This window comes from Streptosporangium becharense (assembly GCF_014204985.1).
In the GTDB taxonomy this organism is placed as follows: domain Bacteria; phylum Actinomycetota; class Actinomycetes; order Streptosporangiales; family Streptosporangiaceae; genus Streptosporangium; species Streptosporangium becharense.
In genome coordinates this window covers 884,762-910,894 of the sequence record NZ_JACHMP010000001.1, presented here as the reverse complement: position 1 = coordinate 910,894, position 26,133 = coordinate 884,762, and the positions used below count along the sequence as shown (strand labels likewise).

Annotated in this window: 26 protein-coding genes and 1 riboswitch; of the genes, 6 read left to right on the top strand and 20 right to left on the bottom strand. The window is 73.0% G+C overall.

Going from position 1 to position 26,133, the window contains the following annotated elements:
* Positions 1-99: 99 nt before the first annotated feature.
* From bdeA to F4562_RS03995, 3 genes are all read right to left on the bottom strand, one after another.
* A complete protein-coding gene (gene bdeA / locus F4562_RS04005; protein ID WP_375782488.1) occupies positions 100-1,017 on the bottom strand; it encodes a bis(hydroxyethyl) terephthalate hydrolase in 918 nt (305 codons plus the stop codon).
* Positions 1,018-1,298: 281 nt separating this feature from the next.
* Positions 1,299-4,058: a helix-turn-helix transcriptional regulator gene (locus F4562_RS04000; protein ID WP_184545335.1), complete on the bottom strand. Its 2,760-nt coding sequence runs from the start codon at positions 4,056-4,058 to the stop codon at positions 1,299-1,301.
* Positions 4,059-4,280: 222 nt separating this feature from the next.
* A complete protein-coding gene (locus F4562_RS03995) occupies positions 4,281-4,904 on the bottom strand; it encodes a TetR/AcrR family transcriptional regulator (protein WP_184545333.1) in 624 nt (207 codons plus the stop codon).
* 202 nt (positions 4,905-5,106) lie between these two features.
* On the opposite strand from F4562_RS03995, the gene F4562_RS03990 reads away from it, so the two are divergent.
* Positions 5,107-6,240, top strand: coding sequence for an FAD-dependent oxidoreductase (locus tag F4562_RS03990; protein ID WP_184545332.1), 1,134 nt, complete (start codon positions 5,107-5,109; stop codon positions 6,238-6,240).
* 290 nt (positions 6,241-6,530) lie between these two features.
* Here the strand turns inward: F4562_RS03990 and ptsP are convergent, their stop codons facing one another.
* The 8 genes from ptsP to F4562_RS03950 all read right to left on the bottom strand — a co-directional run bounded on the left by ptsP (position 6,531) and on the right by F4562_RS03950 (position 13,321).
* Entirely contained in the window at positions 6,531-8,231 is a 1,701-nt protein-coding gene (ptsP, locus tag F4562_RS03985; RefSeq protein ID WP_184545330.1) for a phosphoenolpyruvate--protein phosphotransferase, read from the bottom strand.
* Complete coding sequence (locus F4562_RS03980) at positions 8,224-8,568, bottom strand: HPr family phosphocarrier protein (RefSeq protein WP_184545328.1); 345 nt, start codon at positions 8,566-8,568, stop codon at positions 8,224-8,226. Before F4562_RS03980 ends, ptsP begins: the two co-directional genes overlap by 8 nt.
* 41 nt (positions 8,569-8,609) lie before the next feature.
* Positions 8,610-9,641 (bottom strand): zinc-dependent dehydrogenase, encoded by a 1,032-nt coding sequence (locus tag F4562_RS36205; protein WP_184545326.1) that lies wholly within the window; start codon positions 9,639-9,641, stop codon positions 8,610-8,612.
* Complete coding sequence (locus F4562_RS03970) at positions 9,638-10,096, bottom strand: PTS mannitol transporter subunit IIA (protein WP_184545324.1); 459 nt, start codon at positions 10,094-10,096, stop codon at positions 9,638-9,640. The genes F4562_RS36205 and F4562_RS03970 overlap by 4 nt, the downstream gene beginning before the upstream one ends.
* Entirely contained in the window at positions 10,089-10,397 is a 309-nt protein-coding gene (locus F4562_RS03965) for a PTS sugar transporter subunit IIBC family protein (protein WP_184545322.1), read from the bottom strand. Before F4562_RS03965 ends, F4562_RS03970 begins: the two co-directional genes overlap by 8 nt.
* A 4-nt stretch (positions 10,398-10,401) precedes the next feature.
* On the bottom strand, positions 10,402-11,556 hold the full coding sequence (gene mtlA / locus F4562_RS03960; RefSeq protein WP_184545320.1) for a mannitol-specific PTS transporter subunit IIC: 1,155 nt from the start codon (positions 11,554-11,556) through the stop codon (positions 10,402-10,404).
* A gap of 65 nt (positions 11,557-11,621) precedes the next feature.
* A complete protein-coding gene (pfkB, locus tag F4562_RS03955) occupies positions 11,622-12,563 on the bottom strand; it encodes a 1-phosphofructokinase (protein ID WP_184545318.1) in 942 nt (313 codons plus the stop codon).
* Positions 12,560-13,321 (bottom strand): DeoR/GlpR family DNA-binding transcription regulator, encoded by a 762-nt coding sequence (locus F4562_RS03950; protein WP_184545316.1) that lies wholly within the window; start codon positions 13,319-13,321, stop codon positions 12,560-12,562. The genes pfkB and F4562_RS03950 overlap by 4 nt, the downstream gene beginning before the upstream one ends.
* Before the next feature lie 327 nt (positions 13,322-13,648).
* Between F4562_RS03950 and F4562_RS03945 the strand changes: the two genes are divergently transcribed.
* Positions 13,649-14,539: an NAD(P)/FAD-dependent oxidoreductase gene (locus F4562_RS03945; protein ID WP_184545314.1), complete on the top strand. Its 891-nt coding sequence runs from the start codon at positions 13,649-13,651 to the stop codon at positions 14,537-14,539.
* A gap of 169 nt (positions 14,540-14,708) precedes the next feature.
* Here the strand turns inward: F4562_RS03945 and F4562_RS03940 are convergent, their stop codons facing one another.
* The 3 genes from F4562_RS03940 to F4562_RS03930 form a co-directional block, all read right to left on the bottom strand.
* Entirely contained in the window at positions 14,709-15,224 is a 516-nt protein-coding gene (locus tag F4562_RS03940; RefSeq protein WP_184545312.1) for a hypothetical protein, read from the bottom strand.
* A 100-nt stretch (positions 15,225-15,324) separates the two neighbouring features.
* Positions 15,325-15,525, bottom strand: coding sequence for a DUF5302 domain-containing protein (locus F4562_RS03935; protein WP_184545310.1), 201 nt, complete (start codon positions 15,523-15,525; stop codon positions 15,325-15,327).
* Between the two features lie 118 nt (positions 15,526-15,643).
* Entirely contained in the window at positions 15,644-15,826 is a 183-nt protein-coding gene (locus F4562_RS03930; protein WP_184545308.1) for a hypothetical protein, read from the bottom strand.
* 80 nt (positions 15,827-15,906) lie between these two features.
* Between F4562_RS03930 and F4562_RS03925 the strand changes: the two genes are divergently transcribed.
* Both F4562_RS03925 and F4562_RS03920 read left to right on the top strand, forming a co-directional pair.
* Entirely contained in the window at positions 15,907-16,353 is a 447-nt protein-coding gene (locus F4562_RS03925; protein WP_184545306.1) for a MarR family winged helix-turn-helix transcriptional regulator, read from the top strand.
* A gap of 23 nt (positions 16,354-16,376) precedes the next feature.
* A complete protein-coding gene (locus F4562_RS03920) occupies positions 16,377-16,607 on the top strand; it encodes an HGxxPAAW family protein (RefSeq protein WP_184545304.1) in 231 nt (76 codons plus the stop codon).
* Here the strand turns inward: F4562_RS03920 and F4562_RS03915 are convergent, their stop codons facing one another.
* From F4562_RS03915 to F4562_RS03905, 3 genes are all read right to left on the bottom strand, one after another.
* Positions 16,608-16,952 carry an STAS domain-containing protein gene (locus F4562_RS03915; RefSeq protein ID WP_184545302.1) on the bottom strand — a complete coding sequence of 115 codons (345 nt, stop codon included), beginning with the start codon at positions 16,950-16,952 and terminating at the stop codon, positions 16,608-16,610.
* Between the two features lie 80 nt (positions 16,953-17,032).
* On the bottom strand, positions 17,033-17,704 hold the full coding sequence (locus F4562_RS03910; RefSeq protein ID WP_184545300.1) for a response regulator: 672 nt from the start codon (positions 17,702-17,704) through the stop codon (positions 17,033-17,035).
* Entirely contained in the window at positions 17,701-19,326 is a 1,626-nt protein-coding gene (locus tag F4562_RS03905; protein WP_311734180.1) for an ATP-binding protein, read from the bottom strand. Before F4562_RS03905 ends, F4562_RS03910 begins: the two co-directional genes overlap by 4 nt.
* Before the next feature lie 87 nt (positions 19,327-19,413).
* On the opposite strand from F4562_RS03905, the gene F4562_RS03900 reads away from it, so the two are divergent.
* Positions 19,414-20,790, top strand: a complete 1,377-nt coding sequence (locus F4562_RS03900) for a cation:dicarboxylate symporter family transporter (RefSeq protein ID WP_184545296.1) — start codon at positions 19,414-19,416, stop codon at positions 20,788-20,790.
* A gap of 267 nt (positions 20,791-21,057) precedes the next feature.
* Here F4562_RS03900 and F4562_RS03895 read toward each other — a convergent pair whose 3' ends face one another.
* From F4562_RS03895 to bluB, 3 genes are all read right to left on the bottom strand, one after another.
* A complete protein-coding gene (locus tag F4562_RS03895; RefSeq protein WP_246473346.1) occupies positions 21,058-23,094 on the bottom strand; it encodes a PQQ-dependent sugar dehydrogenase in 2,037 nt (678 codons plus the stop codon).
* A gap of 188 nt (positions 23,095-23,282) precedes the next feature.
* Positions 23,283-23,915 (bottom strand): mycothiol-dependent nitroreductase Rv2466c family protein, encoded by a 633-nt coding sequence (locus F4562_RS03890; protein ID WP_184545592.1) that lies wholly within the window; start codon positions 23,913-23,915, stop codon positions 23,283-23,285.
* A 259-nt stretch (positions 23,916-24,174) separates the two neighbouring features.
* The gene (gene bluB / locus F4562_RS03885) at positions 24,175-24,807 is read right to left on the bottom strand and encodes a 5,6-dimethylbenzimidazole synthase (protein ID WP_311734179.1); all 633 of its coding nucleotides are present in this window, start codon (positions 24,805-24,807) and stop codon (positions 24,175-24,177) included.
* A gap of 34 nt (positions 24,808-24,841) precedes the next feature.
* Positions 24,842-25,041: riboswitch (cobalamin riboswitch) on the bottom strand.
* A 333-nt stretch (positions 25,042-25,374) separates the two neighbouring features.
* On the opposite strand from bluB, the gene F4562_RS03880 reads away from it, so the two are divergent.
* Positions 25,375-26,133, top strand: a complete 759-nt coding sequence (locus F4562_RS03880) for an SDR family NAD(P)-dependent oxidoreductase (RefSeq protein WP_184545294.1) — start codon at positions 25,375-25,377, stop codon at positions 26,131-26,133.

Below are 26,133 nucleotides of genomic sequence, written 5' to 3'. Positions count from 1 at the left end.
GCGGTGGTCTCACCCGGTGCCGCCGTCCGGCCCGCCGTCCCCTGCGACGGCGTGCCGGCGACGGCCGCGCGGCGGCCGTCGCCGGTGCGTGTGCCGGGTCTACGAGTGGGGGCAGGTGTCCCGGTACTCGGAGATGGCCCGGTCACCCTGCGGGGCGGGGCAGAGGAACTGCTCGTAGCGGGTGTCGTCGTCGATGAACCGCTTGAGCCAGGAGAGGCTGTACTTGGCGATCGTCGTGTTCGAGGTGTTGGGGGCGAAGTGGCTGGCGCCGTCGAGCTCCAGGTACGCCTTCTCCGACGAGGCCGGGAGGCTGTTGTAGAACGGCTTGGAGTGCGTGGTCACCGAGGCGACCGAGTCGTTCTCGGCACCGATGATCATCGTGGGCACCCGCACGCCGGACCAGGTCTTGGTCAGGTTCCACGGGGTCAGCGGGATCGCGGCCTGGAGCTGCGGCCGGTCGTCGGCGGCCTCCAGGCTGCCGCCGCCGCCCATCGAGTGACCCATGACGCCGAGCCTGCCGCCGTCGACGCGGCTCGCGACCGAGCTGTCCTCCACCAGGTAGTCGAGCGCGGCCAGCAGTTGACGTCCGCGGCTCGCGGGCTGGTCGGAACGGGTGATGGTGTCGATGTTGAAGACCACGAAGCCGTGGGAGGCCAGCCGCTCGGCCAGCCAGGCCATGCTCGACTTGCTCGCGGTGTAGCCGGGTGCGATGGCGACCCCGCCGAACGTGCCCGCGCTCGTGGTCGTCGGGTAGTAGATCGTCCCGCCGCCGAAGCCGGTCACGCGGAGCGAGGAGACGTCGGTCTGGGAGGTCGCGAACGGACCCCTGACCGCCTCGATGAGGGCGTTGGTCGGGTTGGGGCCGCGCTCGTACGGGTTGGCGGCGGCCTGCGCCGCGGGGGTGAACGCCCCGCCGGTGCCGGTCAGGGTGAGGGCCAGGGTCAGCGTGGCGACCGCCGTCGCCCGGCGGGAACGCCTGGACGCGGGAGCCTGGGGGGTGGTCCGGTACGGCTGCACGGTGCTGTACTCCGTTCCTGGGGGGAGGAACCACGGGAACCCGCCGGGATCACGGTGCCACGGCGCCGGGAACGACGACCGAGCGGCGCACGCGCCCGCCGCTCACGGCCGTCGGGCGCCGACGCCGTTCCGCGGTGCCCGGGAGGTTCTGACAGCGACAACTTTCTCGTTGTCAGGCGCGGTGCGCATCGGTGAAATCACCGGTCCTGTCCGGGTGTGTCCGGTGCCCCGGGTCTCCAGCCTTCGCCGCCGCCGTCGTCCGTCTGGCCCGGTGTGGCGGGTCAGGACATCAGGCGTGCCAGCTCCACCCGGGAACGGACGCCGAGCCTGGTGAAGATGTTCCTCAGGTGGTGTTCCACGGTGCGCGGGCTCAGGAAGAGCCGGGCCGCGACCTCCCGGTTGGTGGCGCCGGCGGCGACGATCCGTGCGATCTCGTACTGCTGGGCGGTCAGCTTCTCGGCGACCTTGGGGCGGGGTGAGCGGACGGACTCCCCGGCGGCGCGCAGTTCGGCGCGGGCCCGGGCGGCCCAGAGCCGCGCGCCGGACCGCTCGAACGTCTCCAGGGCACCGTGCAGGTGCTCCCTGGCCGCGCCGGGACGGCGGTTCCTGCGCAGCGCGCCGCCGAACAGCAGCTGGGTGCGGGCCGTCTCGAACTCGCAGCAGCCCCCGCGGTGCAGGTCGAGCGCGGCGGCGAAACGCTCCTCGGCCTCACCGGGACCGGCCAGCAGGGCGTGGCAGCGTTCGGCCAGCGCGCGCCGGTCGGGACTGCGGGTGCTGCTCACCCAGCCGTCGAGAACCCGCAGCGCCGCTCGTGCCCGCTCCCGGTCGCCGGTGCGCACCGCCGCCTCGACGAAGTGGGGGGTCGCCATCACCCGCACGACCAGGTGTCCGTTGGCGCCGTCGGGCCTGGCCGTGGCCCGCAGCCGTTCGGCCGCGTCGGCGTGGCGTCCCGCGGCCAGGTCGAGCTGGGCCAGGGCCCAGTGGCCGACCGCCCCGGCGAGGCCCAGGCCGTGGGCGCCGGCCAGTGCGATGGCGCTCGCCGCCCTGATCCGGCACGTCTCCTCGTCACCTTCGACCGCCGTGGTGAGGGCCAGCCACGCCAGATGCTGGCCGGCGCTGTTGAGCCGTCCCGACTCCCGGGCCAGCCGGAGCCCCTCGACGGCGTTGGCGGCGGCTGAGGCGTACCGGCCCATCCAGATCTCCGCCTGGATCATCAGCTCCAGCACCTGCGGCACCGTGGCGGGCATCGCCCGTGCCCGCGCGGTCTCCACCGCCCGCGTCGCCAGCCGCAGCGCGCGCACGTCGTCGCCCAGCAGCAGGCTGGCCACCCCCGCCCACACCAGCACCGAGGGGTCGCGCACCAGGGGGGCGAGCTCCAGCACCCGCAGGAGCGGGCCGGTCGCCTCCCGGTGCCGGCCGCGGAAGGTCGCCGCCGTCCCGGCCAGGTACTCGAACATCAACCGGACGGCCGCCGGGTCGTCCGGGCGGCGCAGCGCGGCGGCCCGCCGGGCGATGGCCAGGAACCGGCGGTCGTCGCCGGCCAGGTAGCTGGCCTCGCCGGCGCGGATGAGCACGCGCACGGCCCGGTCCCGGTCGCGGGGGAGCAGCGCCTCGGCCGCCGCGAGCAGGCCCTCTCCGGCGCTGGTGGTCCTCCCGCTGCGCAGTTCCAGGTTGCCGCGCACCAGCTCCGCCTGGTCGCGCACCTCCTCGGGGACCGTCACCGAGCGCAGCCGGGCGAGCAGCGACCTGGCCCGCCACGGCAGCCCGGCGTGCCAGGCCCGGTCGGCCGCCGCGGCCAGCCGGGCGGCCCGCACGTCGTCGTGCGCGGTCAGCTCGGCGGCCCGCTCCAGGGCGAGGTACGGTGCCGGGTGGCCGTCGCGCGGGCCGGCCGCCGCGGCGGCGCCGGCCAGTTCGCCGGCCAGTTCCTCGACCGGGCCGTCCAGCGCGGCGGCCCGGTGCCAGGCCCGCCTCAGCCGCCGGTGCTCACAGTCCAGCAGACCGGCGAGCAGCCGGTGCGCCGCGCGCCTCCGGGCCGGGGAGGCGGCCGAGTAGGCCACCGCGCGCATCAGCGGGTCCCGGAAGTCGTACCGGTCGCCGGCCAGGCGGACGATCACGCCGGCCCGCTCGGCCGGTTCGAGCGCGGTGAGCGCGCAGCCCGGCCGGACGGCCCGCAGCAGGGTGGCCGTGTCCAGGTCGGGGTCGGCCGCCAGCAGCAGGAGCACGTCGGCGGTGGCGCCGGGCAGGGCCGCCAGCCGGGCGGTGTGGGCCCGCCAGAGCCGTCCGTCCCGCGGCGGGGTCTCCGGCGGGGCGGCGGCGCCGGACATCTGCTCGGGGGTCAGCGACCCGACCAGTTCCACGATCGCCAGCGGGTTGCCGCGGGCGACCTCGAGCAGCGACGCCCGCACGTCCTCGGCCAGCTCCGGCGCCAGGTCTCCGGCCAGCCGCCGGGCCGCCGCCGCGTCGAGGGGCCCCAGCTCCAGCACCGGCACGTCGTCGGGGACGGCGGGGCCGTCACCGGCACCGGAAGGGGTGTCGCCGGCCCCGATCAGCAGCGCGATCGGCTCTCCGGCCAGCCGCCGGGCCACGAAGAAGATCACCTCACGGCTGGGCGGGTCGAGGTGGTGGACGTCGTCGACGCAGGCCAGCACCGGGCGGCCGGCGGACGCGAGCAGGTTGAGCACCGCCGCGGGCAGCGCCAGCCCGCCGTCCGCCGTGCCCAGCTCCAGTGCCGCGGCCAGCGCCGCGGCCTGCGCCGCAGGGAGCACGGCCAGCCGGTCGGCGAACGGGCGGAGCAGCCCGTGCAGTCCCGCGTACGGCAGCCGCGACTCCGCCACCGTGCCGCGCGTCGTGAGCACGGCGAAGCCGTCCGCGAGACCGGCCGCCGCGCCGAGCAGCGCGCTCCGGCCCGTTCCCCGTGCCCCTCGCAGGACCATCGTGCCCCCCGATCCGCCGCGGGCGGCGTCGAGGAGTCGCAGCAGCGCGGTCAGCTCCGCGTCACGGCCGTGCAGCGCCGGTGACGGGACGGCGGTGGGGGAGGCCATGCCTCAGTGTTACGCCGAGATGTCGCCTCTGGAAAGAACGGATGACGGCCCCGGCACCTGGCCCTCGCTTCTCCCGGGCGTCCGGGGACGGTGCCCGGGCCGGTCGCGGGGGCCGGTCGCAGGAGAGCGGGAGGCCGGGGCGGTCACCGGCCGGAGACGACCCTGAACTCCTACAACTACGCCGAGCCGCGAAGCGGCGGCGGGCTTCCTCGGATCCGCTGCTCACGCCTTGATCCGGGCGAGCGCGCTCCAGCCGTGTTCCAGAAGGTCGAAGGCCCGGGTGATGGCTTCGCGGGGGTTGTCGTGGGCGTAGGCCGCGCGGGGGGCTTCGAGGGCGAAGTGGGCCAGGGCGGCGCAGCCGGGGTCGCCCGCGGCGAGGCCGCTCTCCTCGGCGATGGCCTGGGCGAGTGCGGCGGTGTGGCGCAGCCACATGTTCTGGGCATAGTCGCGCAGCGCGGGAGTACTGGCCACCAGGTTGGTGAAGGCGGTGAAGCCGGCGTCGCTGTCGGCGGCCAGCCGGGTGGTCAGGGCGTGTTCGCGCAGCGCGGCGGGGATGGACTGGCCCTTGGGCCGCTCTCGGACGGCGGCGAGCAGGCGGGTCTCCTGTTCGGAGTCCTCGTCGAAGACGAGGGCTTCCTTGACCGGGAAGTGCTTGAACAGCGTGGTGGTGGACACGTCGGCGGCGTCCGCGATCTCGCGAATGCCGACCTCGTCGTATCCGCGCTCCAGGAACAGGCGCAGCGCGGCGTCGGCGATGGCCTGGCGGGTGGCGGCCTTCTTGCGCTCGCGGCGTCCCACCGGCGCGGGAGAGGGTCCTGTCGCAGTGTCGGTCGTGGTGCTGGGCATACCGGTACCCTACCTCCTCAGTTAATCGACTTCAAAAGTTGTCTTGTTGCACTTATTGAATCGGTGTGTTTTTCTGGGGCGGCGGTTCCGGGCGCCGCCCGGCTCGCCCTTCCTCCTCGGCGAGGCCCCTCCATCCCCCGACCCAGGCATCCCTTCAGCACGGCAGTCAGGCACTGCCGCGTGGAACGAACGGAGCACCACCATGAACATCACTCAGACACCCCGCATCGCCATCATCGGAGCCGGCCCGGGCGGCCTGATCTGCGCTCGCATCCTCCAGCAGCACGGCATCACCGCCGCCGTCTACGACCGCGACGCCGGCCCCGCCGCCCGCGACCAGGGCGGCACCCTCGACCTGCACGCCGACAACGGCCAGATCGCCCTACGTGAAGCCGGCCTCCTGGAGGAGTTCTTCCAACTGGCCCGGCTCGAGGGCCAAGAGATGCGCCAGATGGACCCGGCCGGCACGATCCTCTTCCACCACGTCCCCGAGCAAGATGAGCGGTTCAAACCGGAAATCGACCGCGGCCGGCTGCGCGACCTGCTGCTCAACTCGCTCCAGCCCGGCACCGTGCGCTGGGGCCACGCCCTGCAGACCGTCAGCGGCCCCGCTGAAGGCCCCCGGAAACTGCACTTCACGGGCGGCACCACCATCGAAGCCGACCTCGTCGTCGGCGCCGACGGCGCCTGGTCCAAGGTCCGCCGCGCCGTCTCCTCCGCCACCCCCCGCTACAGCGGCGTAAGCTTCCTGGAAGCCTGGTTCCACGACGTCACGACCCAGCACCCCGACATCGCCGAGCTCGTCGGCCAAGGCGGCGCCGCCGCAGCCGACGGTGACCGCGGCCTGTTCGCCCAGCGCAACAGCGGCGACCACATCCGCGTCTACATCATCCAGCGCGTCCCGGCCGACTGGATCACCGCCGGCGGTCTCACCCCCCAGGCCACCGACGGCATCCGCGACCTCCTCCTGGAGCGCTACCGCGACTGGTCGCCCCGCCTGCGCCAGCTGATCACCGACAACGACGGCCCCTACGTCGACCGCCCGATCTTCGCCCTGCCCGTCCCACACGCCTGGAAGCACAACCCCACGGTGACCCTGCTCGGGGACGCCGCCCACCTCATGCCCCCGCTCGGCGTCGGCGTCAACCTCGCCATGCTGGACGCGTGCGAACTCGCCCTCGCCATCGCCCACCACGACACCCTCGACGAAGCCGTCCACGCCTACGAGAAGACCATGCTTCCCCGCTCCACGGAGATGGCCCGGCTCCTCGACGGGGCCGCCGACGAGCTGCTGTCCACCGAGCTACCCGACTTCGCCACCGCCGGTGACCGCTGACCGTCCCTCACAGTCAGTCGGATGGCCGGCACACTCCACCGCGAGCCCTCCCGGCGAACCGGGCGAGCTCGGGCTTATGCGGGCCACCCCGTGCCGCCTCGAAGGGGGCGGGATCAGGTGTCCGCGATCATCGTTATTCGGGTGCGGTCTGCCGTTCTGGGGCGGCACCGGCCGTTCACGCCCCTGTGCGGCACCGAACAGGATGCCGAGCGCTGCGACCAGTCGATCCCCCGGTCGCACCGCCGGCGTGACGCACGGGATCGTGACCCCTACAGACCCGCCCGCCACGCTCAGCCGCCTCGCGGCTCGTCGTAGCTGCAAGAGCCCGCGGCCGAGCCGGGGATGACCATGTCCCTGGCCTGGGCCGGGCCGTCGGCGTCCAGCGCGAGCCGGGCGTTGTCGCGGCACCGTTCCAGGGAGAGGGCGGCGAGGCTCTCCCGGACCGGGGCGACGCTCGGGGCCGACATGGACAGGCTGGTGACCCCCAGGCCGACCAGCACGCCCGCCAGCAGCGGGTCGGCGGCGGCCTCCCCGCACACGCCGACGGGTTTGCCCGCCGCCCGCCCGGCCGCCGCGCAGTCGGCGACGAGCCGGAGCAGCGCGGGCTGCCAGGGGTCGAGCAGGTCGGCGAGGTCACCGTGCTGCCGGTCGGCGGCGAAGGCGTACTGGCTGAGGTCGTTGGTGCCGATGCTGAGGAAGTCGAGTTCGTCCAGCAGTCGCGCGGCGCGCAGCGCGGCGGCGGGGACCTCCACCATCGCGCCGACCCGTGTGATGCCCCGGGCACGGGCCCGCCGGGCGAAGTCGGCGGCCTCCTCCACCGTGGTCACCATGGGTGCCATCACCCACGGCTCGGTCCCGCTCGCCCGCGCGGCCTCGGCGACGGCGTCGAGCTGGGTGTCGAGCACCCGCGGCCTGACCCGGGAGACCCGCAGGCCGCGAACGCCCAGGGCCGGGTTGGCCTCGCCGGGCAGATCGAGGAACGGCAGCGGCTTGTCCGTCCCCGCGTCGAGGGTGCGGACCACGACGTGCCCGCCGGGGGCGGCCCGGAAGACCGCCTCGTACGCGGCGACCTGCTCCTCGTACCCCGGTTCCTCACGCCGGTCCAGGAACAGGAACTCGGTGCGGAACAGCCCCACCCCCTCGGCGTCGACCGCCGGCAGACCCCGCGGCGGTCGCAGGTCCGCGGCGGAGCCGACGTTCAGCAGGAGTTTGACCGGGTGGCCGTCGGAGGTACGGCCGGGGCCGCGGACGCCGGCCGTCCGGCGGCGCTCGGCGGCGGCCCGCCGCCGGATACCGGCGGCCTCCTCCTCACCGATGCCGGTCTCCACCTCCCCCCGGCCGCCGTCGACCGACACCCACGTCCCCTCCTCGATCCCGGCCGCGCCGCGGCAGGCGACCACGGCGGGCAGGCCGCGAGCGCGGGCGAGGATCGCGGTGTGGCTGGTCGGGCCGCCCCGCTCGGTGACGAGGGCGACGACCGAGGCGGGGGCGAGGCCGGCCGTGTCGGCGGGGGAGAGGTCGCCGGCCACCAGGACGAACGGGTACCCGGGGTCGGGCACTCCGGGCACAGGCAGCCCCAGCACGGCGGCGACGGCCCGGTTGCGGATGTCGTCGAGGTCGGCGGCCCGCTCGGCGATGTAACCGCCCACGGCCTCCAGCGCCCGCCGGTGGTGTGCGCAGGCGGCGTCGACGGCGTGCGCGGCGTCCGCGCCGGACTTGACGTTCGCCTCGACGGACTCGCGCAGGACCGGGTCGCCGGCGATGAGGGACTGCGCCTCCAGGATCGCCCCGGCCTCGGCGTCGGACGTCTTCGCCGCCCGCGCCGCGAGGTCCGTCGCGGTGGCCTCCAGCGCGCGCAGCGCCCGGTCGAGCTCCCGGCCGGGGTCGGAGACCGGGACGGGGGCGGGCAGCGCCGGCGGGTCCGCCATCCGGTGGGCCCGCCCCGCGGCGCGACCCGGGCTGACCCCCAGGCCCCGCAGCCGCTCAGGCATCGGCCGCGTCTCGGGCCGCGTCTTGGGTCGCGTCTCGGGCCGTGTCCTGGGTCGTGTCTCGGGCCGCGTCTTCGGCGTCGAGGTCGCGCGAGAGCAACCCGGCGAGGAGGTCGAGGGCCTCGTCGGCGCCCGGCCCCTCCGCGTCGAGCGTGACCTCGGTGCCCCGCGTCGCACCCAGTGCCAGCACGGCGAGCATGCTGGAGGCCGGTACGGGCCTGCCGTCCCCGACCCGGATGCGGACGGGCGTCCCCTGCCTGGCCGCGGCCTGCACGAAGATCTTCGCGGGCCGGGCGTGCAGGCCCGTACTGGAGGCGATGACCACTGTCCTCTCCGGCATCTCCGGTTCTCCTTCCACGCGTTCTGGGGATCGTGCGGGGGTCAGGGTTCGACGGTCACCTTGATGGCCTCGCCCCTGCTGACGATGCCGATCCCCGCGAGGACCTCGGGGAGCGGCAGCCGGTGGGTGATCAGGTCGGAGACGGGCACCGAGCCGTCGGCGATGAGCCGCAGCGCCCGGGCGTTGTGCGCGGGGCTGGATCCGTTGGCCCCGACCACGGTCAACTCCCGGTAATGCACCAGGTTGGAGTCGCAGCGGATGACCGGGTCGTCCTTGGGCAGGCCGCCGAAGAAGCTGATCCGCCCCCGGCGGGCCGCCATCCGCAGCGCCTGTTCCTGGGCGGCGCCGGAGGCCGCCGCGGTGATGACCACGTCGGCGCCCCGGCCCTCGGTCAGCTTGAGCACCTGCTCGACGACGTCCTCGCCGTGCACGGCCGCGTCCGGGCGGACCAGCCCGGCGGCCATCTCCAGCCGCCCTGCGTTGACGTCGACGAGGAAGACCCGGGCGGCACCCCGCGAGCGCGCCAGCCGAACGTGCAGGCAGCCGATCGGGCCCGACCCCATGACCACCACGTCGTCCCCGTCGCCGACGCGCGCCAGCTCCTGGCCGTTGAGCACACAGGCCAGCGGCTCGGCCACCGACGCCTCGGCGAAGCCCACCCCGTCCGGGACGCGGTTGAGGCCGCCCACCGCCAGGACCTTGGCGGGGACCGTCATGTACTCGGCGAAGCCGCCGTCGTAGTGGTAGCCCATCGACTCCTGGTCCGGGCAGACGGTCATCCTGCCCCGGCGGCACTCACCGCACGTCCCGCAGGGGATGGCCGCGATCACCTGCACCCGGTCGCCCGGAGCCCATCCCGCGACGCCGGCCGCCTCGACCACCTCTCCGGCGATCTCGTGGCCCATCACGCGGGGCGGCCTGATGTGGTGGTGGCCGTGCCTGAGGATCTTCGCGTCGGTGCCGCAGGTCGAGCAGTTGCGTACACGGATCTTGACCTCGCCCGGTCCGGCGACGGGCTCCGGGGCCTCCTCGATCCGGATGTCGCCGGGGGCGTGGAAACGGGCGACCTTCACAGTCTTCTGTCCTCCTCGTCGGGTTGCAGCAGCCGGATCACCTCGGCGACGTCCGTCGCCTCACGCAGGAGCCGTGCCCGGTCGGGGTCCATCAGGACCTGGGCGAGTTCGGCGAGCAGCCGCACATGGCCGTCCCCGCGGGCCGCGATGCCGATGCCCACGGTCACCCGCTCGCCGTCCCAGTCGACGCCGTCGGGGAAGCGCACCACACTGACGGCGTCGTGCCGGACGGAGTCCTTGGCGGCGAGGGTCCCGTGCGGGATGGCGACGCCCTCTCCGACATAGGTGGAGATCGAACGCTCCCGCTCCAGCATGGTGTCGATGTACGGGCTGTCCACGGCGCCGACGGCGACCAGGGCCTGCCCGCACTGGCGGATCGCGTCCTCCCGGTCCCTCGCCGCGGCGGACAGGCGCACGGCGCGCGGGTCGAGCGGCAGTGGCGCGGTCTCAGGCATCGACGGTCCCGCCGTTCTTGATCGTGCTGACCAGGCGGATCACCGCCGGGTCGCCGATGAAGACCTGGAAGGGGATCAGCACGGTGCCCGGGGCGGTCGCCCTCGCCCGGCCCGCCAGGCCGGCGTGGCAGACGACCACGTCGGCGTCCGCCGGGATGGAGTTGACCGGCGTGTGCTCCACCTCGATGCTCTGGTCCTTCAGTTGCCTGCGGAGCTGGGTGGCGAGCATGACGCTGCTGCCCATGCCGGCGTCGCAGGCCACGACGATCTTGCGGATGTCCTTGCTCTCGATGCTGGCCATCGGATCACGCCTCCTTGGCGGCGGGTGCGGTGTCGGATTCCACGCGGTCGCCCGCGGGGATCTCCTCGGCGGTCTCTTCCGGGTTCCCCTCGCCGTCACCCGCGTCCTCGTCCCTGCCGCGGCCGAAACCCAGCAGCGCGGAGGCGACGGCGAAGGAGACGGCCGTGGCGGCGAGGACGCCGGCGAGCACGCCGGCCCACCCGCCCCTGGGGGTCACGGCGAGGTAGGCGAAGATGCTGCCGGGCGACGGCGTGGCCACCAGGCCGGCGCCGGTCACGATGAAGACGAGGATGCCCGCCGCGCCGCCGGCGATCACCGCGACGATCATGCGGGGCTTCATCAGCACGTAGGGGAAGTAGATCTCGTGGATGCCGCCGAGGAAATGGATGATGATCGTGGCGGGGGTGCTGGACCGCAGCGGCCTGGGGCCGAAGAACAGGTAGGCCAGCAGCAGCCCGAGGCCGGGGCCGGGGTTCGACTCCAGCATGAACAGGACGGACTTGCCCTCCTGGACGGCCTGGGCGATGCCCAGCGGGCTGAGCACCCCGTGGTTGACGGCGTTGTTGAGGAACAGCACCTTGGCGGGCTCGATCAGGACCGAGGCCAGCGGCAGCAGGTTGTTGCCGACCAGCCAGCCGACCGCCCTGCCCGCGACGGCGGTGACCTCGCCGACCACGGGACCGATGGCCTTCATCCCGGCCAGGGCCATCGCGCCTGCGACGATGCCGGCGGTGAAGTTGTCCACCAGCATCTCGAAGCCGGCCCCGGTCCGCTCGGAGGTGAAGGCGTCGACGAGCTTCAGCAGGTACGCCGCCAGCGGTCCTATGATCATCGCGCCGAGGAACATCGGGATGTCCGCGCCGACCACGACGCCCATGGTGGCGACGGCGCCGACCACCGCGCCGCGCTGGCCGTGGACCATCCGCCCGCCGGTGTAACCGATCAGGACGGGCAGCAGCATCTTGATGACCGGGTCGACCAGGGCTGCGAAGTCCTCGTTCGGCAGCCAGCCGGTCGGGATGAACAGCGCGGTGATCAGTCCCCACGCGATGAACGCGCCGATGTTCGGCATGATCATTCCGGCGAGGTATCCGCCGAATCGCTGGATGCTCGCCCGTACACCTGTTCCGGTGACGGCCGGAGTGTAGTCGGTGGACATGTGGTGCTGCTCCTTCCGGGGTGGCCGGCGGCCCAGCCGGCCTGGGGGGTGGATCCGCGCCGCCGTCAGCCCCCGGACCTCAGCGGCAGGGCGGGGTCGGCTCCGGTGACGCGGACGTCATCGCGCCGTATGTCACCGGGGGAGGGCATCCGGCTGCCCGGAAGCCCCACCGCGGCGGTCGCCCAGGCCAGCGCCTCGACGAACGCGGCCTCGCCGCGGGCCCCGGCGGCGAGGAATCCGGCGAGCATGGCGTCGCCCGCGCCGACGGTGCTGCGCGGCTCGGCCACCGGGCACTCGCCGTACCAGACCCGGTCGTCCTGGAGGAGGACCGCGCCGTCCGGGCCCAGGCTGGCCAGGACGGTGCGGGCGCCGCGGTCCCGCAGCCTCCGCGCGGCCTCGATCGCGTCGCCCAGCGACATGATGGCCATCCCCGTCACCTCGCCCAGCTCCTCCCGGTTCGGCTTGACGAGCGCGGGGGACGCGGCGACGGCCGCGGCGAGCGCGGGCCCGCTGGTGTCCACCGCGACGTTGATCCCGGCGCCGCCGAAGCGGCGGCACAGCCGGGCGTAGACGTCGGAGGGCACCTCGGGCGGGAGACTGCCGGAGGCGACCACCCAGTCCGCCGAGCCGGCGGCGCTGAGCACGACCTCGGCGACGGTGTCGAGCTCGGCGGGCGACAGGGCCGTCCCCGGCTCGTTGATCTTGGTGACGGTGCCGTCCGGTTCGGCCAGGGCGACGTTGGAGCGGGTCGGCCCGGAGACCGGGACGGTGACCATGTCGATGCCCTCCGCCGAGAGCAGGCTCACCAGCTGCCGTCCCTCGTCGCCGCCGAAGGGGACGACCGCGCGGGAACGGATCCGGTTGGCGAGCAGCGCCCGGGAGACGTTCACCCCCTTGCCGCCGGGATCGAGGCGGGTGGCGGCGGCCCGGATGACGGCGCCGCGGCTCAGCGAGCCGATCTCGATCGTGCGGTCCAGGCTGGGGTTGAGGGTCAATGTGACGATCACGCCCGTACCACCTCGGGTCCGGCGGCGGCCAGCTCCGTCGCGATCTCCGCGTCGAGCCCGGCGTCGCTGATCACGACGTCGATCTCCTGGATCGTGGCGAAACGCGACAGGTAGGTGCTGGTGAACTTGGTGTGGTCGGCGAGCAGCACGCTGCGCTGCGCCGCGCCGATCATCGCCCGCTTGATGGCGGCCTCGGCCGGGTCCGGAGTCGTCAGCCCCTTGGCGGCCGAGCACCCGTTGGCGGCCATGAACGCCACGTCCACGTGCAGGTCCGCCAGGGGCCGCAGGGCCCAGTCGTCGACGGTGGCCAGCGTCCGCCCGCGCACCCGGCCGCCCAGCATCAGCACCGTCAGGTTGGCGCGGGTGGCCAGCAGCGCGGCGTGCGGCGGGGAGTTCACGACCACGGTGAGCTCCCGGTCCAGCGGCAGCGCCTGCACCAGTCTCGCGGTCGTCGACCCGGCGTCGACGATGATCGCGCCGTCTTCGGGGAGTTCGGCGAGCGCGGCCTTGGCGATCCGCTCCTTCTCCGCGGTCAGCACCGCGTCACGGGCGGCCAGCTCGGGTTCGAACCCCAGCCGCTCGACCGGGATCGCCCCTCCGTGTACGCGCCGCAGCACCCCCGAGCGCTCCAGCGCGGTCAGGTCGCGGCGGATGGTCTCGGTGGTGACGGCGAACTCCTCCGCCAGGGTCACCACGTCCACCCGGCCGACGGACCTCGCCCGGCGCAGGATCTCCTGCTGCCGCTCCTCCGCGTACATGCTGTTGGTTCACCGCCGTTTCCATGTTGTTTCGTATTTATTTAAACCCGAATGTGTGGGAAGTCAATGGCCGCCGTCCGGCCGCCCCGCCGGGAGTGGGCACGAAAAACCCCAGGTCGCGGCCTGGGGTGGAGAGGGGCGGATCCGGCCGCCGGGTCACCTCTCCCGGTCGGTCGCGGCCCGCGGCCCTCAGCGGTGACGACTCCCATCCGGCGACGTTCCCCCTGGTTACCGCACCTCCCCGGGGGTAGGGCATGCGGGACGCGGAGGGCTCACTCCCGCAGTGGGCCCGGTACCGGACGGCGCGCAGAGGAGAAGGGGGCCGCGGTGCGGCACTACGACGCTGTGATCATCGGCGGCGGACCGGCCGGGCTGACGGCGGCCCTGGTGCTCAGCCGGTCCCTGCGCCACGTGCTGGTCGTGGAGGACCCCCGGCCCCCGCGCAACGCCGCCTCCGCGGGCGTCCACGGCATCGTCGGCCTCGACGGCGTCAGCCCCGGGGAGTACCGCCGCCGCGCCTGGGCGGACCTGGCGAGGTACGGCATGGCCGAGCGCCGCGAGGCCGTCGCCACCGACGTGGTCGCCACCGGAGAAGGCGGCTTCACCGTCACCGCCGACGACGGCGGCGAGCCGGTCCGGGCCCGGCAGGTCCTGCTGGCCACGGGGGTGGTCGACGTCCACCCCGATGTCGAGGGGTTCGCCGAGTGCTGGGGGAAGACGGTCGTCCATTGCCCCCTCTGCGCCGGCTGGGAGAACCGCGACCGCACCTGGGGTGTGGTGACCTGCGATCCGGAGTTCGCGCGGGAGGCGGCCACGGGGTTCTCGGCCTGGAGCCGCGACGTCGTCGTGCTGTTCGACGGCACCGCCCCGGAGAAGTGCGGTGAGGCGGAGATGTTCGCGAGCAGGGTGCGGAGGCTGCGGCACACCGACGGTCACCTGTACGCGGTGGAACTGGCCGACGGCACGGTCATCGACCGGCAGACCCTGTTCTGGCAGCCCGACCAGCGGCCCGTTCCGCTGGTCTCCCGTCTCGCCGAGCGTCTTGGCCTGGCCGTCGGCGAGGACGGCTACGTCAAGGCCGACGCCTCGGGCAGGACCAGCGTGCCGGGTCTCTACGCGGCCGGGGACCTCACCACCCAGGAACAGGGGGCGATCGAGTCGGCCGCCGCCGGGTCCGCCGCGGCCTTCCAGATGATCTCGGAGATGCCCGCCGTCTGACGGCCCCCGGTCCGCCCGGTCCGCCCCGGCTGGCCCCGGTCCGCCCGGTCTGCGGTGGCTGTCCGCCCCGGTCCGCTCCGGTTCGCCCCGGTCTGCCTGCGCTCGTCCTGGTCCGCCTTCGCCCGACCCGGTCCGCCCGGTCCGCCTCGGTGTGCCGTGGCCGGTGCGCCTACCGCCCGCCGTACAGGGAGACCCGGTCGTCGACCTCGGCGTCGAAGCCGCCGGAACAGAAGAGATCCGGCGACGGCCCGGTGTGGCCGATGCTGATCGTCCACTGTTCGAAGTGCCAGGCCGCGGCGCACTGGCAGCCGGTGAAGCGGAAATTGGCCCGGTAACGGGCCCGCTGCCCGGGATCGAGCAGGAAGAGCCGGCCGATGCGGCCGTGGCGCGGATAGGAGGCGCCGACGGGCATCCGCTCGACTCGGATCCGAAGGTTCCCGTCGTCCGGCGGGCCGGGGGAGAAACGCAGCCCGATCGCCCGGTGCGGCAGCGGGTGCGCGCCGACGGCGGTGACCGGGGTGTATCCATCGGCCTCGTCGAGGGTCACGTCGTGCAGGACCAGCGGCCCCCCGGGCAGCGCGGGGGGCAGCGGGAACGCCTCGGGAAGCGACCGGCGCCGCGTCGCCTCGGCGGCGCCACGCCCCTGCTTGCCCCAGCGGACGACAACCCTCTGCACGATCACCACGGCCGTGAGCACCTCCGCCCCCATTGTGCGGGTCGGCGGGCGGCCGGGCGGCGCCACGGGCATCCCGGCCCGGGGCCGCCCGCACCCGGTCGGACCGGGCTCAGCCGCTCTTGCGGCGGAAGGAGCGCCTGGCCGCGGCCGGGCCGTGGGCGCCGTGGATCTTCGAGGAGTTCTTCCCCTTGCCTCCCGCGACCGCGTCCGCCTGGGCCTGCTTCTTGCGGTCCAGGGCCTCGCGGAACTTGCGCTTCAGCTCGTCGTCGGAATTCTCGGGCTCCTGGGCGACGTCGGAAACGTCAGACATGCGGACCTCCTGATCTGGGCGGCCGTCCGGCCCCCACCAACCGGATCATCATCTTCTCATGCCGGGAACGGCGATCCGGTTGACGGAGGGCGGGCAAGGGCACCACCCGGGCGGGGTCCTAGTGCAGGTCCAGAGCCATCAGCAGGAGCAGGCCCGCCAGGTGGCCGATGACCACGAAGACGATGACGAAGATGAAGATGAACTTCGCGGGCCCGTGCTCGAAGTGCTTGCCCTCCTTGAGGTCGGGGCGGTTGGCCTGACGCTCGGCGATTCGCTCCTCGATCGGCTTGCTGTGAAACATGTGGCTCCTTCGCGTGCCGATACTTGGGGCGGCAACGTTTTGCGTACCAACTATCATACTATGTCAGGGTGGAGGTCTGTATGAGTGATATGACGGATGCCCTGCGCCTGGAGCGTCAGGTGTGCTTCGCCCTGGCGGTCGCCTCGCGTAACGTCATCGGGCTCTACCGGCCGCTGCTGGAGCCGATGAGGCTGACCCACCCGCAGTATCTGGTGATGCTCGCCCTGTGGGAGCACGCGCCGCTGTCCGTCAAGGAGCTGAGCAAGCTACTGAGACTCGACCCCGGTACGCTGTCCCCGCTGCTGAAGCGTCTCGAGGTGATCGGCTACATCCGGCGGCAGCGTGACGGCCAGGACGGGCGTGTCCTGGCCGTATCGCTCACGCCGGAGGGCCGCGCGCTGCGGGACGAGGCCGAGGCGATCCCGCCGATGATCGTCAAGCGCCTGGGTATGGAATTGGAGGAGCTGGAAGAGCTCCACCGCTCGCTGACCCGGGTGATCGCCGCGGCGAACGGCACGCATCACTGATCCGTACGGGAGAGGAAAGGCTCATGGCTGGAAGCCACGGAGGAAGTCCCAAGTCTTGGCTCGCGGTGATCGTCATCCTGGTGGGGTTCACCGTCGGGGGTGTGGCCCTGTGCCTCGGCCCCAACTGGACGCTGTTCTGGGCGGGCGCCGGGATCATCGCGGTCGGCGGTGTGATCGCCCTGGCCGTCGACATCTTCTCCGACGTCATCGTGGACGCGCCTCGCGTGCCGATCGACCAGGGCGGCAGAAGCTGATCAGGCGCCCTGCACGGCCTCCTCGGCGGAGTCGAACACCTCGAACGCGGAGCGCAGGCCGGTGATGGCGAGAATCCGCTCCAGCGTGCCGTGCACGCCGGCGAGCACCAGACGCGTGCCCAGCGCGCGGCTGCGCTGGAGCCCCAGGATCAGCTCCGCCATGCCCGTGGAGTCGCAGAAGGTGAGTCCGGCGAGGTCGATGACGACCGTGGGAGGCGTCGTGGCCTCCCACGCCCTGGTCAGCTCGCTGCGGAACACCGGGGCGTTCCGGTAGTCGAGCTCCCCGCACGCCCGTACGACGAGTGTCGTGCCGAGCATGTTCGCTGAGACCGTGAAAAGGGTCATGCTTCGCTCCTTCGCCCGCGGGTGGCAGGGCGGGCTGCCTTTTTCCTACCAGTTCCACGGGCCTCGTGACGCCACAGCCGTCAGGTGATGCGGTAGAGCAACTCGGGGCGCCCGACCCCGCCGTACTGGGGGATCCTGCTGGTGATCCCGATCTCGGTCAGGTGCTCCAGGTAACGGCGGGCCGTCACCCGGGAGACCCCTATCGCCGCCCCGGCGGTCTGCGCCGACAGGCCGCCGGGGGCCCTGCGCAGCTCCGTGAGCACCGCGTCCAGGGTCGCCTGTGTCATCCCCTTCGGCAGGGGGGTCCGCGCCGGGCCGCGCAGGGCCGCCAGCGCCCGGTCCACCTCGCCCTGCCCGCTGGCCTCCCCGGAGCCCGCGACCGACGACCTGAACTCCGCGTAGCGGGTCAGCTTCTCGCTCAGCGTGGCGAACGTGAACGGTTTGAGCAGGTACTGGGCCACCCCGACCGAGACCGCCGATCTCACCACCGACAGGTCACGCGCCGAGGTGACCGCGATGACGTCCGACATCACCCCCGCGGCCCGCAGCGCCCGGCACACGTCCAGCCCGTGCATGTCGGGCAGGTAGAGGTCGAGCAGGACCAGGTCGGCGGGTTCCCGCCGGAGGAACCGCAACGCCTCCCCGCCCGACCGGGCCACCCCCACCACCCGGAAGCCCGGCACCCGCTCCACGAAGAGCCGGTTCGCCTCGGCCGTGATCTCCTCGTCCTCCACGACCAGTACCGAGATCATGACCCCTCCTTCCCGCGCAGCGGCAGTCGTACGGTGAACACCGCACCCGTCCCGGTCTCCCCGATGCCCGGACCGGCGGTCCCGGCCGGCGGGCCGACGTCGATCGTCCCGCCCAGGCGGCGGACCGCCTGGCCGACCATGGCCAGACCGAGGCCGCGGCCGTCGCCCTTGGTGGTCCAGCCGCGCCGGAACGCCTCACCCGCCGTGGCGGGGTCCAGCCCCGGGCCGCTGTCGGCCACACTGATCAGGAAGGCCGTCTCGTCGACCCGCAGCCGCACCTCCACCCGTGCGGGCGGCGCGCCCGTCATGGCCGCGTCCACCGCGTTGTCTATCAGGTTGCCGAGGATCGTCACCAGATCCCGTGAGTCCAGGCCGATGTCGTCGAGCCCGCTGTCCGGGGTGATCACCAGTTCCACCCCCCGTTCCCCGGCCTCGGCGCTCTTGCCCAGCAGCAGCGCGGCGAGCACCGGTTCGCGCACGGCGTCCACCACCCGGTCGGTCAGCCGCTGCGCCGCCCTGATCTCCTCGGTCGCGAAGGCCACGGCCTGCTCGGTGCGGCCCAGCTCGACGAGGGCGATGACGGTGTGCAGCCGGTTGGCCGCCTCGTGCGCGGCGGCGCGCAGCGAGTCGGCGAAGCCGCGCTCGGCGTCGAGCTGCCCGGCCAGCGACTGCAGTTCGGTGTGGTCGCGCAGGGTGACCACCGTGCCGAGCGAGCGGGAGCCCGAGCGCACCACCGCGGCGTTCACCACGAGCGTCCGCTCCCCGGTCATGTGGATCTCGTCGGTACGGTTCTCGCCGGTCGACAGCCGCTCCGCGAGGGAGGCGGGCAGCCCCAGCGCGGTGATGCGCCGTCCGGCCACCTCCCCGTCCAGGCCCAGCAGCTCGCGGGCGCCGTCGTTGCAGAGCGTGACCGTGCCCGAGGGGTCGACGAGCAGCAGCCCTTCCCGCACGGCGTGCAGGATCGCGTCGTGGTACTCGTACATCCGGCTGAGCTCGGCCGGGCCCATCCCGTGGGTCTGGCGGCGCAGCCGGCTGCCGACGAGGTAGGTGCCGGCTCCGCCGACGGACAGGCCGAGCACCCCGATCAGCGCCGCGCCGGCGATCTGCTCGCGGAGCCTGGCGCTGATCCTGTCGATCGTGATGCCCGCGCTGACCAGGCCCGTCACCCGGCCCCGCGCGTCGCGCACCGGGGCGACGGCGCGCACCGACGGGCCGAGCGTGCCGGTGTAGGTCTCGGTGAAGGTCCGACCGGCCAGCGCGGGTGCGATGGTGCCGAGGAAACGGTGACCGATCTGCGCCGGGTTGGGGTGGGTGTAGCGCACGCCGTCAACGCCCATGATCGTGACGAAGTCGACGCCCGTCTCCCGCCGGACCCGTTCCGCGTACGGCTGCAGGACGGCCGAGTCGCCCATGGCGGCGAGGACCGACGGGGAGTCGGCCACGCTGACGGCGACCGCCCTGGCGGTGCCGGCGGCCTCGTCGCGGAGCAGGTCTCCCGCCTGAAGGAAGGCCAGGGTCGCGCCGCCCGCCACGGTGACCCCCACCACGACGATCTGCAACGCCAGCATCTGCCTGGCCAGGCTCCAGCCGCGTATGTGACTGGACAGTTTCTTCAAGTTCACGAACGAAATGTACGCAATGGTGACGTGGGTCACAGAAGAGGCCCATAGTCGCCTGACCGGAGTTCCCATCCAGGACGGGGAGAGCGCATGTCCGTGAGGCGAGATCGAACACACTACCTCTACATAGCCGTCATCGCCGCCGTGGTCGTCGGCGTCGTGATCGGCCTGGCGGCACCCGATCTCGGCCAGGCGCTGAAGCCGCTGGGCACGGCCTTCGTCGCGCTCATCAAGATGATGATCAGCCCCATCATCTTCTGCACCATCGTGCTCGGGGTCGGGTCGGTCACCAAGGCGGCCAAGGTCGGCCGGGTCGGCGGCCTCGCGCTCGGCTACTTCCTGGCCATGTCGACCGTCGCGCTGGGCATCGGCCTGGTGGTGGGCAACCTGATCGACCCCGGCCAGGGTCTCCAGCTCACCGACGAGCTGCGCCAGGCCGCCGCGGCGGAGGCCGCCAAGGGCGGCGAGAGCGACACGGTGACGTTCGTGCTCGGGATCATCCCCACCACGCTGGTGTCGGCGTTCACCGAGGGGCAGGTGCTGCAGACCCTCCTCGTCGCGCTGCTCGCCGGGTTCGCCCTGCAGGCGATGGGGGAACGGGCCACGCCCATCCTGAACGGCATCGGGCACATCCAGCGGCTCGTCTTCCGGATCCTCTCCATGATCATGTGGGCGGCCCCGGTCGGTGCCCTCGGCGCGATCGCCGCGGTGGTCGGCGCCACCGGCGTGGACGCGCTCAAGAGCCTCGGCGTGATCATGCTCGCCTTCTACGTGACCTGCCTGATCTTCGTGCTGGCGGTCCTCGGGCCGATGCTCTGGCTGGTGGCGCGGGTCAGCCTGTTCTCGCTGCTCCGCTACCTCGGCCGGGAGTTCCTGCTGATCCTGTCGACCTCCTCCTCGGAGTCGGCCCTGCCCCGCCTGATCGCCAAGATGGAGCACCTGGGCGTGAGCCGGCCCGTCGTCGGCATCACCGTGCCGACCGGCTACTCCTTCAACCTGGACGGCACCGCCATCTACCTCACCATGGCCACCCTGTTCATCGCGAGCGCCACGGGCGCCCCGCTCGCCATGGGCGAGCAGCTCTCCCTGCTGGTCTTCATGATGATCGCCTCCAAGGGCGCCGCCGGGGTCACCGGCGCGGGCCTGGCCACGCTCGCCGGCGGCCTGCAGTCGCACCGTCCCGACCTCGTCGACGGCGTCGGCCTGATCGTCGGCATCGACCGCTTCATGTCCGAGGCGCGGGCACTGACCAACTTCGCCGGCAACGCGGTCGCCACCGTGCTGATCGGCACCTGGACCGGCGAGTTCGACCGGACACGCGCCACCGAGGTGCTGTCGGGGCGGGCGCCGTTCGACGAGACCACCCTCCTCGACGAGCACGACGACTCGCCGCCCGCGTCCCCGCCGTCCGCCGAGCAGGACGGCAGGGGGGCGGACCGGGACAGGGAGGTCATGTCACCGGCGTAGTACGGAGCCGACCGGCTCCGCGGCGGGCGTCCGGCTCGGGGGAGCGGACGCCCGCCGCGGAGTCGTCCTCATTCGGCGGCGACATTCGACGGCGACATTCGACGGCGACGCGAAGGCGCCGGGCCTGCCTCGCGTGGCGACGTGAGGAAGGCGGGCCGTCCCACCCGGCGGCGGGGGAGGAGGGCGGGTCCGGTCCGGGCGGGACGGATCACTCCGTCCCGCCCGGACCCGTTCCGTCGGATGCCGGTGTCCGAGCCGTCGCCGGTCTCACGCCGGCGGGGCGAACTTCAGCCGCACGATCACGTTGTCGAGCACCGACGGCGTGCCGCCGTTCTTGTCATTGTTGGTGGAGGTCAGCCAGAGCCCGCCGTCGGGCGTCCTGACGACCGTGCGCAGGCGGCCCCACCGGCCGCTGAAGAACGCCCTGGGCGTGTCGGTCGTGCTGCCGTCGATCCTCATGACCCAGAGCCGCTGGCCGCGGACCGCCGCCATGTAGATCCAGTCGTTCACGATCTCGATGCCGCTCGGCGAGGCGGAAGCCACATCCCACTGCCGGACCGGGTTGACGTAGGCCGTGTTGTCGCACCTGCCCTCGCAGTTGGGCCAACCGTAGTTCTTGCCCGGCTGGATCAGGTTGAGCTCGTCCCAGGTGCTGTTGCCGAACTCGGACTCCCACAGCTGTCCCCTGGAGTCCCAGGCGATGCCCTGCGGATTGCGGTGCCCCAGGGAGTAGACGCGCGGCGCGTTCGGGAACGGGTTGCCCGGGGCGCCGGCGCCCGTCGGCGTCACGCGCAGGATCTTGCCGTTGAGCGAGCCGAGGTTCTGTGCCCGGTTGCCGTCCTGGCCGTCACCGGTGGTGATGTACAGGTAGCCGTCGGGGCCGAACTTGATCTGCCCACCGTTGTGGAACCGGTTCTTGGCTATGCCGGTGACGATCGGCTCGCGAGCGCCGATCCGCCCGTTCTCGTACTTGAACCGGACGACCCGGTTGTCGGACGAGGCCGTGTGGAAGGCATAGACGTAGCGGTCGGCGGCGAAGTTCGGGGAGGCGGCCAGGCCGAGGAGGCCGCCCTCGCCGCCGGTGGTCGTCGCCTCGGTGATCTTGCCGACCACCGTCTTCTGCCCGTTCGGGGTGACCCGTACGATTTCGAACCGGTCGCGCTCGGCGACCAGCGCGCTGTCGTCCGGCAGGAACGTGACGCCCCACGCCAGGTCGAGCTTGGTGACGTCCCGGTCGTAGACGGGGTCGCCGCCGCCCGCGGTACCGGTCGTCCTCACCGGCAGCGGTGCGGTGCGGGGCGAGACGTTGTCGTCGGCGTCGAACGCCTCGACCTCGAAGGAGTAGGCCGTGTCGGGCGTCAGCCCGTCCACGGTCGCGGTGAGGTCCGGCACCGTGGCGATCCTCGTGCCGTCGCGGTAGACGTTGTAGCCGGTCACGCCGACGTCGTCGGTCGAGGCGTTCCAGCCCAGCGTGACGGTGTTCGCCGTGACGCCGGTGGCGTGCAGGCCGGCGGGCGTGCTCGGCGGCGTGGTGTCGCCGCCCGGCGGTGTGGTGAGGTCGACGCTGTTGCTGCCCTGGGAGGGGTTGCCCGCGGCGTCGTAGGCCAGCACGCTGAACACGTACCGCGTGTTGGGTGTCAGACCGGGCACCGTGAGGCTCGTGATGTTGCCGCCCACGGTGACGAGCACGTTCCCGCCGTTGTAGATCCTGTACTGGGAGACGCCGACGTCGTCGGTGGACGCGTTCCAGGCCAGGCCCACGGAGGTGGGCCTGATCTCGCCGACGACGCGCAGGCCGGCCGGGGCGGTCGGCGGTTGGGTGTCGGCGGGGGCGGACGCGCTCAGCCGGTCGAGGTTGGGGCCGCCGTTCGCGGTGGTGGCGGTGGCGCGGACCTTGTTGGCGCCCGCGATGAGACCCGCGGTGACCGACTTCTCCACCCAGGTGGTCCACGCACCGGTGCCGGGGAAGGACAGTCCGGCCGAGACCGTCGTGCCGTTGACGGAGATGTCCATCGGCCGGTCCGTGGTGGTGCCGTTGGCGAAACGGAACGCCAGACGGTAGTTGCCGGCGGTCGCCGCGTTGACGGTGAACTCGACGTGGGAGCCGGCGACGTTGGCGTAGTCGACGAAGCCCGTCCCGGTGAACCCGGCGTGCCTGGTGTCCACGGTGCCCTGGGAGATGGTGGCGTTCTCCGCCTCGTACCGGGTCGGTGCCGCGGCGGCGGGTGACGTCACCGGAAGGCTGAGCAGTAACCCGGCCACGAGCGCACCGGCCAGCGAGCGCGCTCGGATGGAAGGTCTCATCGGTTCTCCTGCTGTTGTCTCGGGGGGAAGAGGGCGAGGAGATCTAGTTAGGAAGGGTTCCTAACTATGAGAGATGGGACCATCGAGACGTTCCCCGGTCAAGTACCGGGATCGCGCCGCCGGGCCGGCGCGATCCCGTGACGTGGATCCGGCGGCCGTTTCCCCGGCCGCGCTCCGCCGCGGAGCCGTCAGGCCCCGTCGGGGCGGAGCCGGGGCTCCTCGTGCGGGGGGCCCTTGAGCTCATGGAAGCCCGGGGTGCCGGCCACCAGCAGTGTCCCGTCCCACAGGCGGCCCGCCCGCTCCCCGGTGGGGATCCTGGAGAGGACGGGGCCGAAGAACACGACACGCTCGTCATCGGCGCCGGTGACGGCGACCACCGGGGTGCCGACGTGTCCGCCGGTGTCCCCGCCGATCAGGCGCATGCCCTCGGCGTGCGAGGCGCGCACCGCCTCGTCGTAGGCCGTCGACGTCCCGGCCTCGGCCAGTTCCCGCGGGAGCCCCGCGGCGGCCAGCGCGTCGTGCAGGGAACCGATCCAGTCCTGCTCGTCGCGGTCGTCCCCGCGGGTCCACAGGGCGGTGTAGAACCTGCCGAGCGCCTGCTGACCGTGCTCCCGGAGCACGGCGGCGCAGACGCGCACGGGCACCCACAGGTAACCCTCGGGGTCGCCTTCGGGATCGTCGTCCCGGCCCTCGTTGAGCACCGACAGGCTCATCACGTGCCAGCGCACCTCGACCGGCCGGACCTTCTCCACCTCCAGCAGCCAACGGGAGGTGATCCAGGTGTAGGGGCAGGACGGGTCGAACCAGAAGTCCGCGATCATCCTGTCCGCCGCCCCGCTCGTCGCTCTGCCCACTGTCTCGATGCTCCTTCGATCGCCGTGCCCGCGCCGGGCCCGGCCCCGGACTCGAAGCCCGGCCCGGAGCCGGACTCAACCCCGGCGCCGGACTCAACCCCGGAGCCTGATCCGGCCCCGAAGCCCCGCCCGGCCCGGACCTGTGCCCTGTCCGTCGTGCCCGGACTCCGGCCGTCGTACCCGCGCCCGGTTCCCCGTCACCGTACGGCGTGCGCGTCCTTTGCCGTCACCAGCGCTCGTGACGGACCACCGCGTCCAGCGGGACGCGCCGGCGCCACCCGTGCCGCTCCAGATCGGGCACCGCCTCCACATGGGTGACCGGCCCCAGGCACAGCCAGGCCACCGGGCGGATGCCGGAGGGGATGCCGAGCAGGCTCCGGACGAACGGCTCGCGGTAGAACGAGACCCAGCCGACTCCCAGGTTCTCCGCGGTGGCCGCCAGCCACAGGTTCTGGACGGCCAGGCAGACCGAGTACAGGCCGGCGTCGGCGATGGCGTGCCGGCCCAGCACCGCGGGACCTCCCCGGGCGGCGTCGTAGGTGACGACCACCGAGAGGCTGGACTCCAGCACGCCGTCGACCTTGATCCGGGCGAACCGCTCCGCCGCGCTCCCGGTGAGGGACGCCGCGAAACGGGTCCGCTCCTCCTGGACGTGGCGGTGGAACGCGCGGCGGGTGCCGAGGTCCCGGACGAGGATGAAGTCCCAGGGCTGGGACAGTCCGACACTGGGTGCCGCGTGCGCGGCCTCCAGCACGCGTTCGAGGACGTCGCCGGGGACGGGCTCACCGGTGAACTGCGACCGCACGTCACGGCGGCGGTGGATGACCTGGTAGATGTCGGGCTGGATGTCGGTGCTCACAGGGCAGGCTCCCGCTGCGTCATGCCACCCGGGCGGTGGCAGATGGAGCGAGGCCGGTCTTCGGACTCTCGGATCAACGCCTGCACCGTCCGCCTTCCCAGCCCGAAAGGCCAGTGGCCGCACGTGAGTGCATGGACGGCGGCTCCCCGATCACCGCGGCGGGCCCGTGCCGGAATCGCACCGGCTTCCCGATTCTCCTCCCCACGGGGAGGCACCTCGCGTCAGTTCGTGCCGGACGCGACTCTAGCGCAGCCGGGTGCGGGTCTCACCGGCCGGGACCGGCGTTCCGGCGTCCCGGCGTCCCGGCGTCCCGGCGTCCACCCGGGGACGCCCCGGGGTGACCCGGGGATGACCGCCCGGTGTCGCCTCCCCGCCCGGCGGCCGGACGTCCGGCCAGGTCGGAGTGGCCCTGCTCCGCCCTCACGCGGTCCCCGGTGCGCGGCGCGGGGCGTGTTAACGGAAGAAGAACTTCGTAATAAAAACGATTGACCGACCTCTTGTCCGCTTTGTGAGCACGCTGCTACATTCCCAGTCAATCGTTTGACCTACCGAGGGGGAACACCGGGGATGGCTGTCACGATCGACCTGGCGGGGCGTACGGCGCTCGTCACCGGGGCCGCGGGAGGGCTCGGGCTCGCATGTGCCCGCGCGCTGGCCGACGCCGGTGCCGATCTCGTCGTCTCCGACCTGGAGGGACCGCGGCTGACCGAGGCCGCGACCGCCCTGGGGGCACGCGACCGGGCCGCCGACCTCACCGACCCCGAGCAGGCGGTGGCCCTGGCCGAGGAGATCGGCCGCATCGACATCCTGGTGAACTGCGCCGGCGTCATGCGCACCACGCCCCTGCTGGAGGTGACCCCGCAGGAGTGGCGCCGGATCATCGACGTCAACCTCAACGGCTCCTTCTGGATCACCCAGGCGGTCGGCCGCCGCATGGTCGAGCAGGGCGGCGGATCGATCGTGACCCTCGCCTCCGTCGCGGCCAGGTCCGGGCGGCCCAACGCCGCGCACTACTCGGCGACCAAGACCGCGCTGCTGTCGCTGACGAAGTCGGCCGCCGAGGCGCTCGCCCCGGTACGGGTCAACGCGGTCTGCCCGGGGATCTTCCTCACCCCCATGTGGGAGGAGATCATCGCCGACCGCGACGCCCGCTTCGGCCCGGACGCCGGGGCGAACTACCTCCAGGAGGTCAGCGGACGCTCCCCGCTCCGGCGTCCCGGCCGCGCCGAGGAACTCGCCGCCGCCGTCCTCTTCCTCGCCAGCGACCTCGCCTCGTTCATCACCGGCCAGGCGCTGAACGTCGACGGCGGACTGGAGATGAACTGA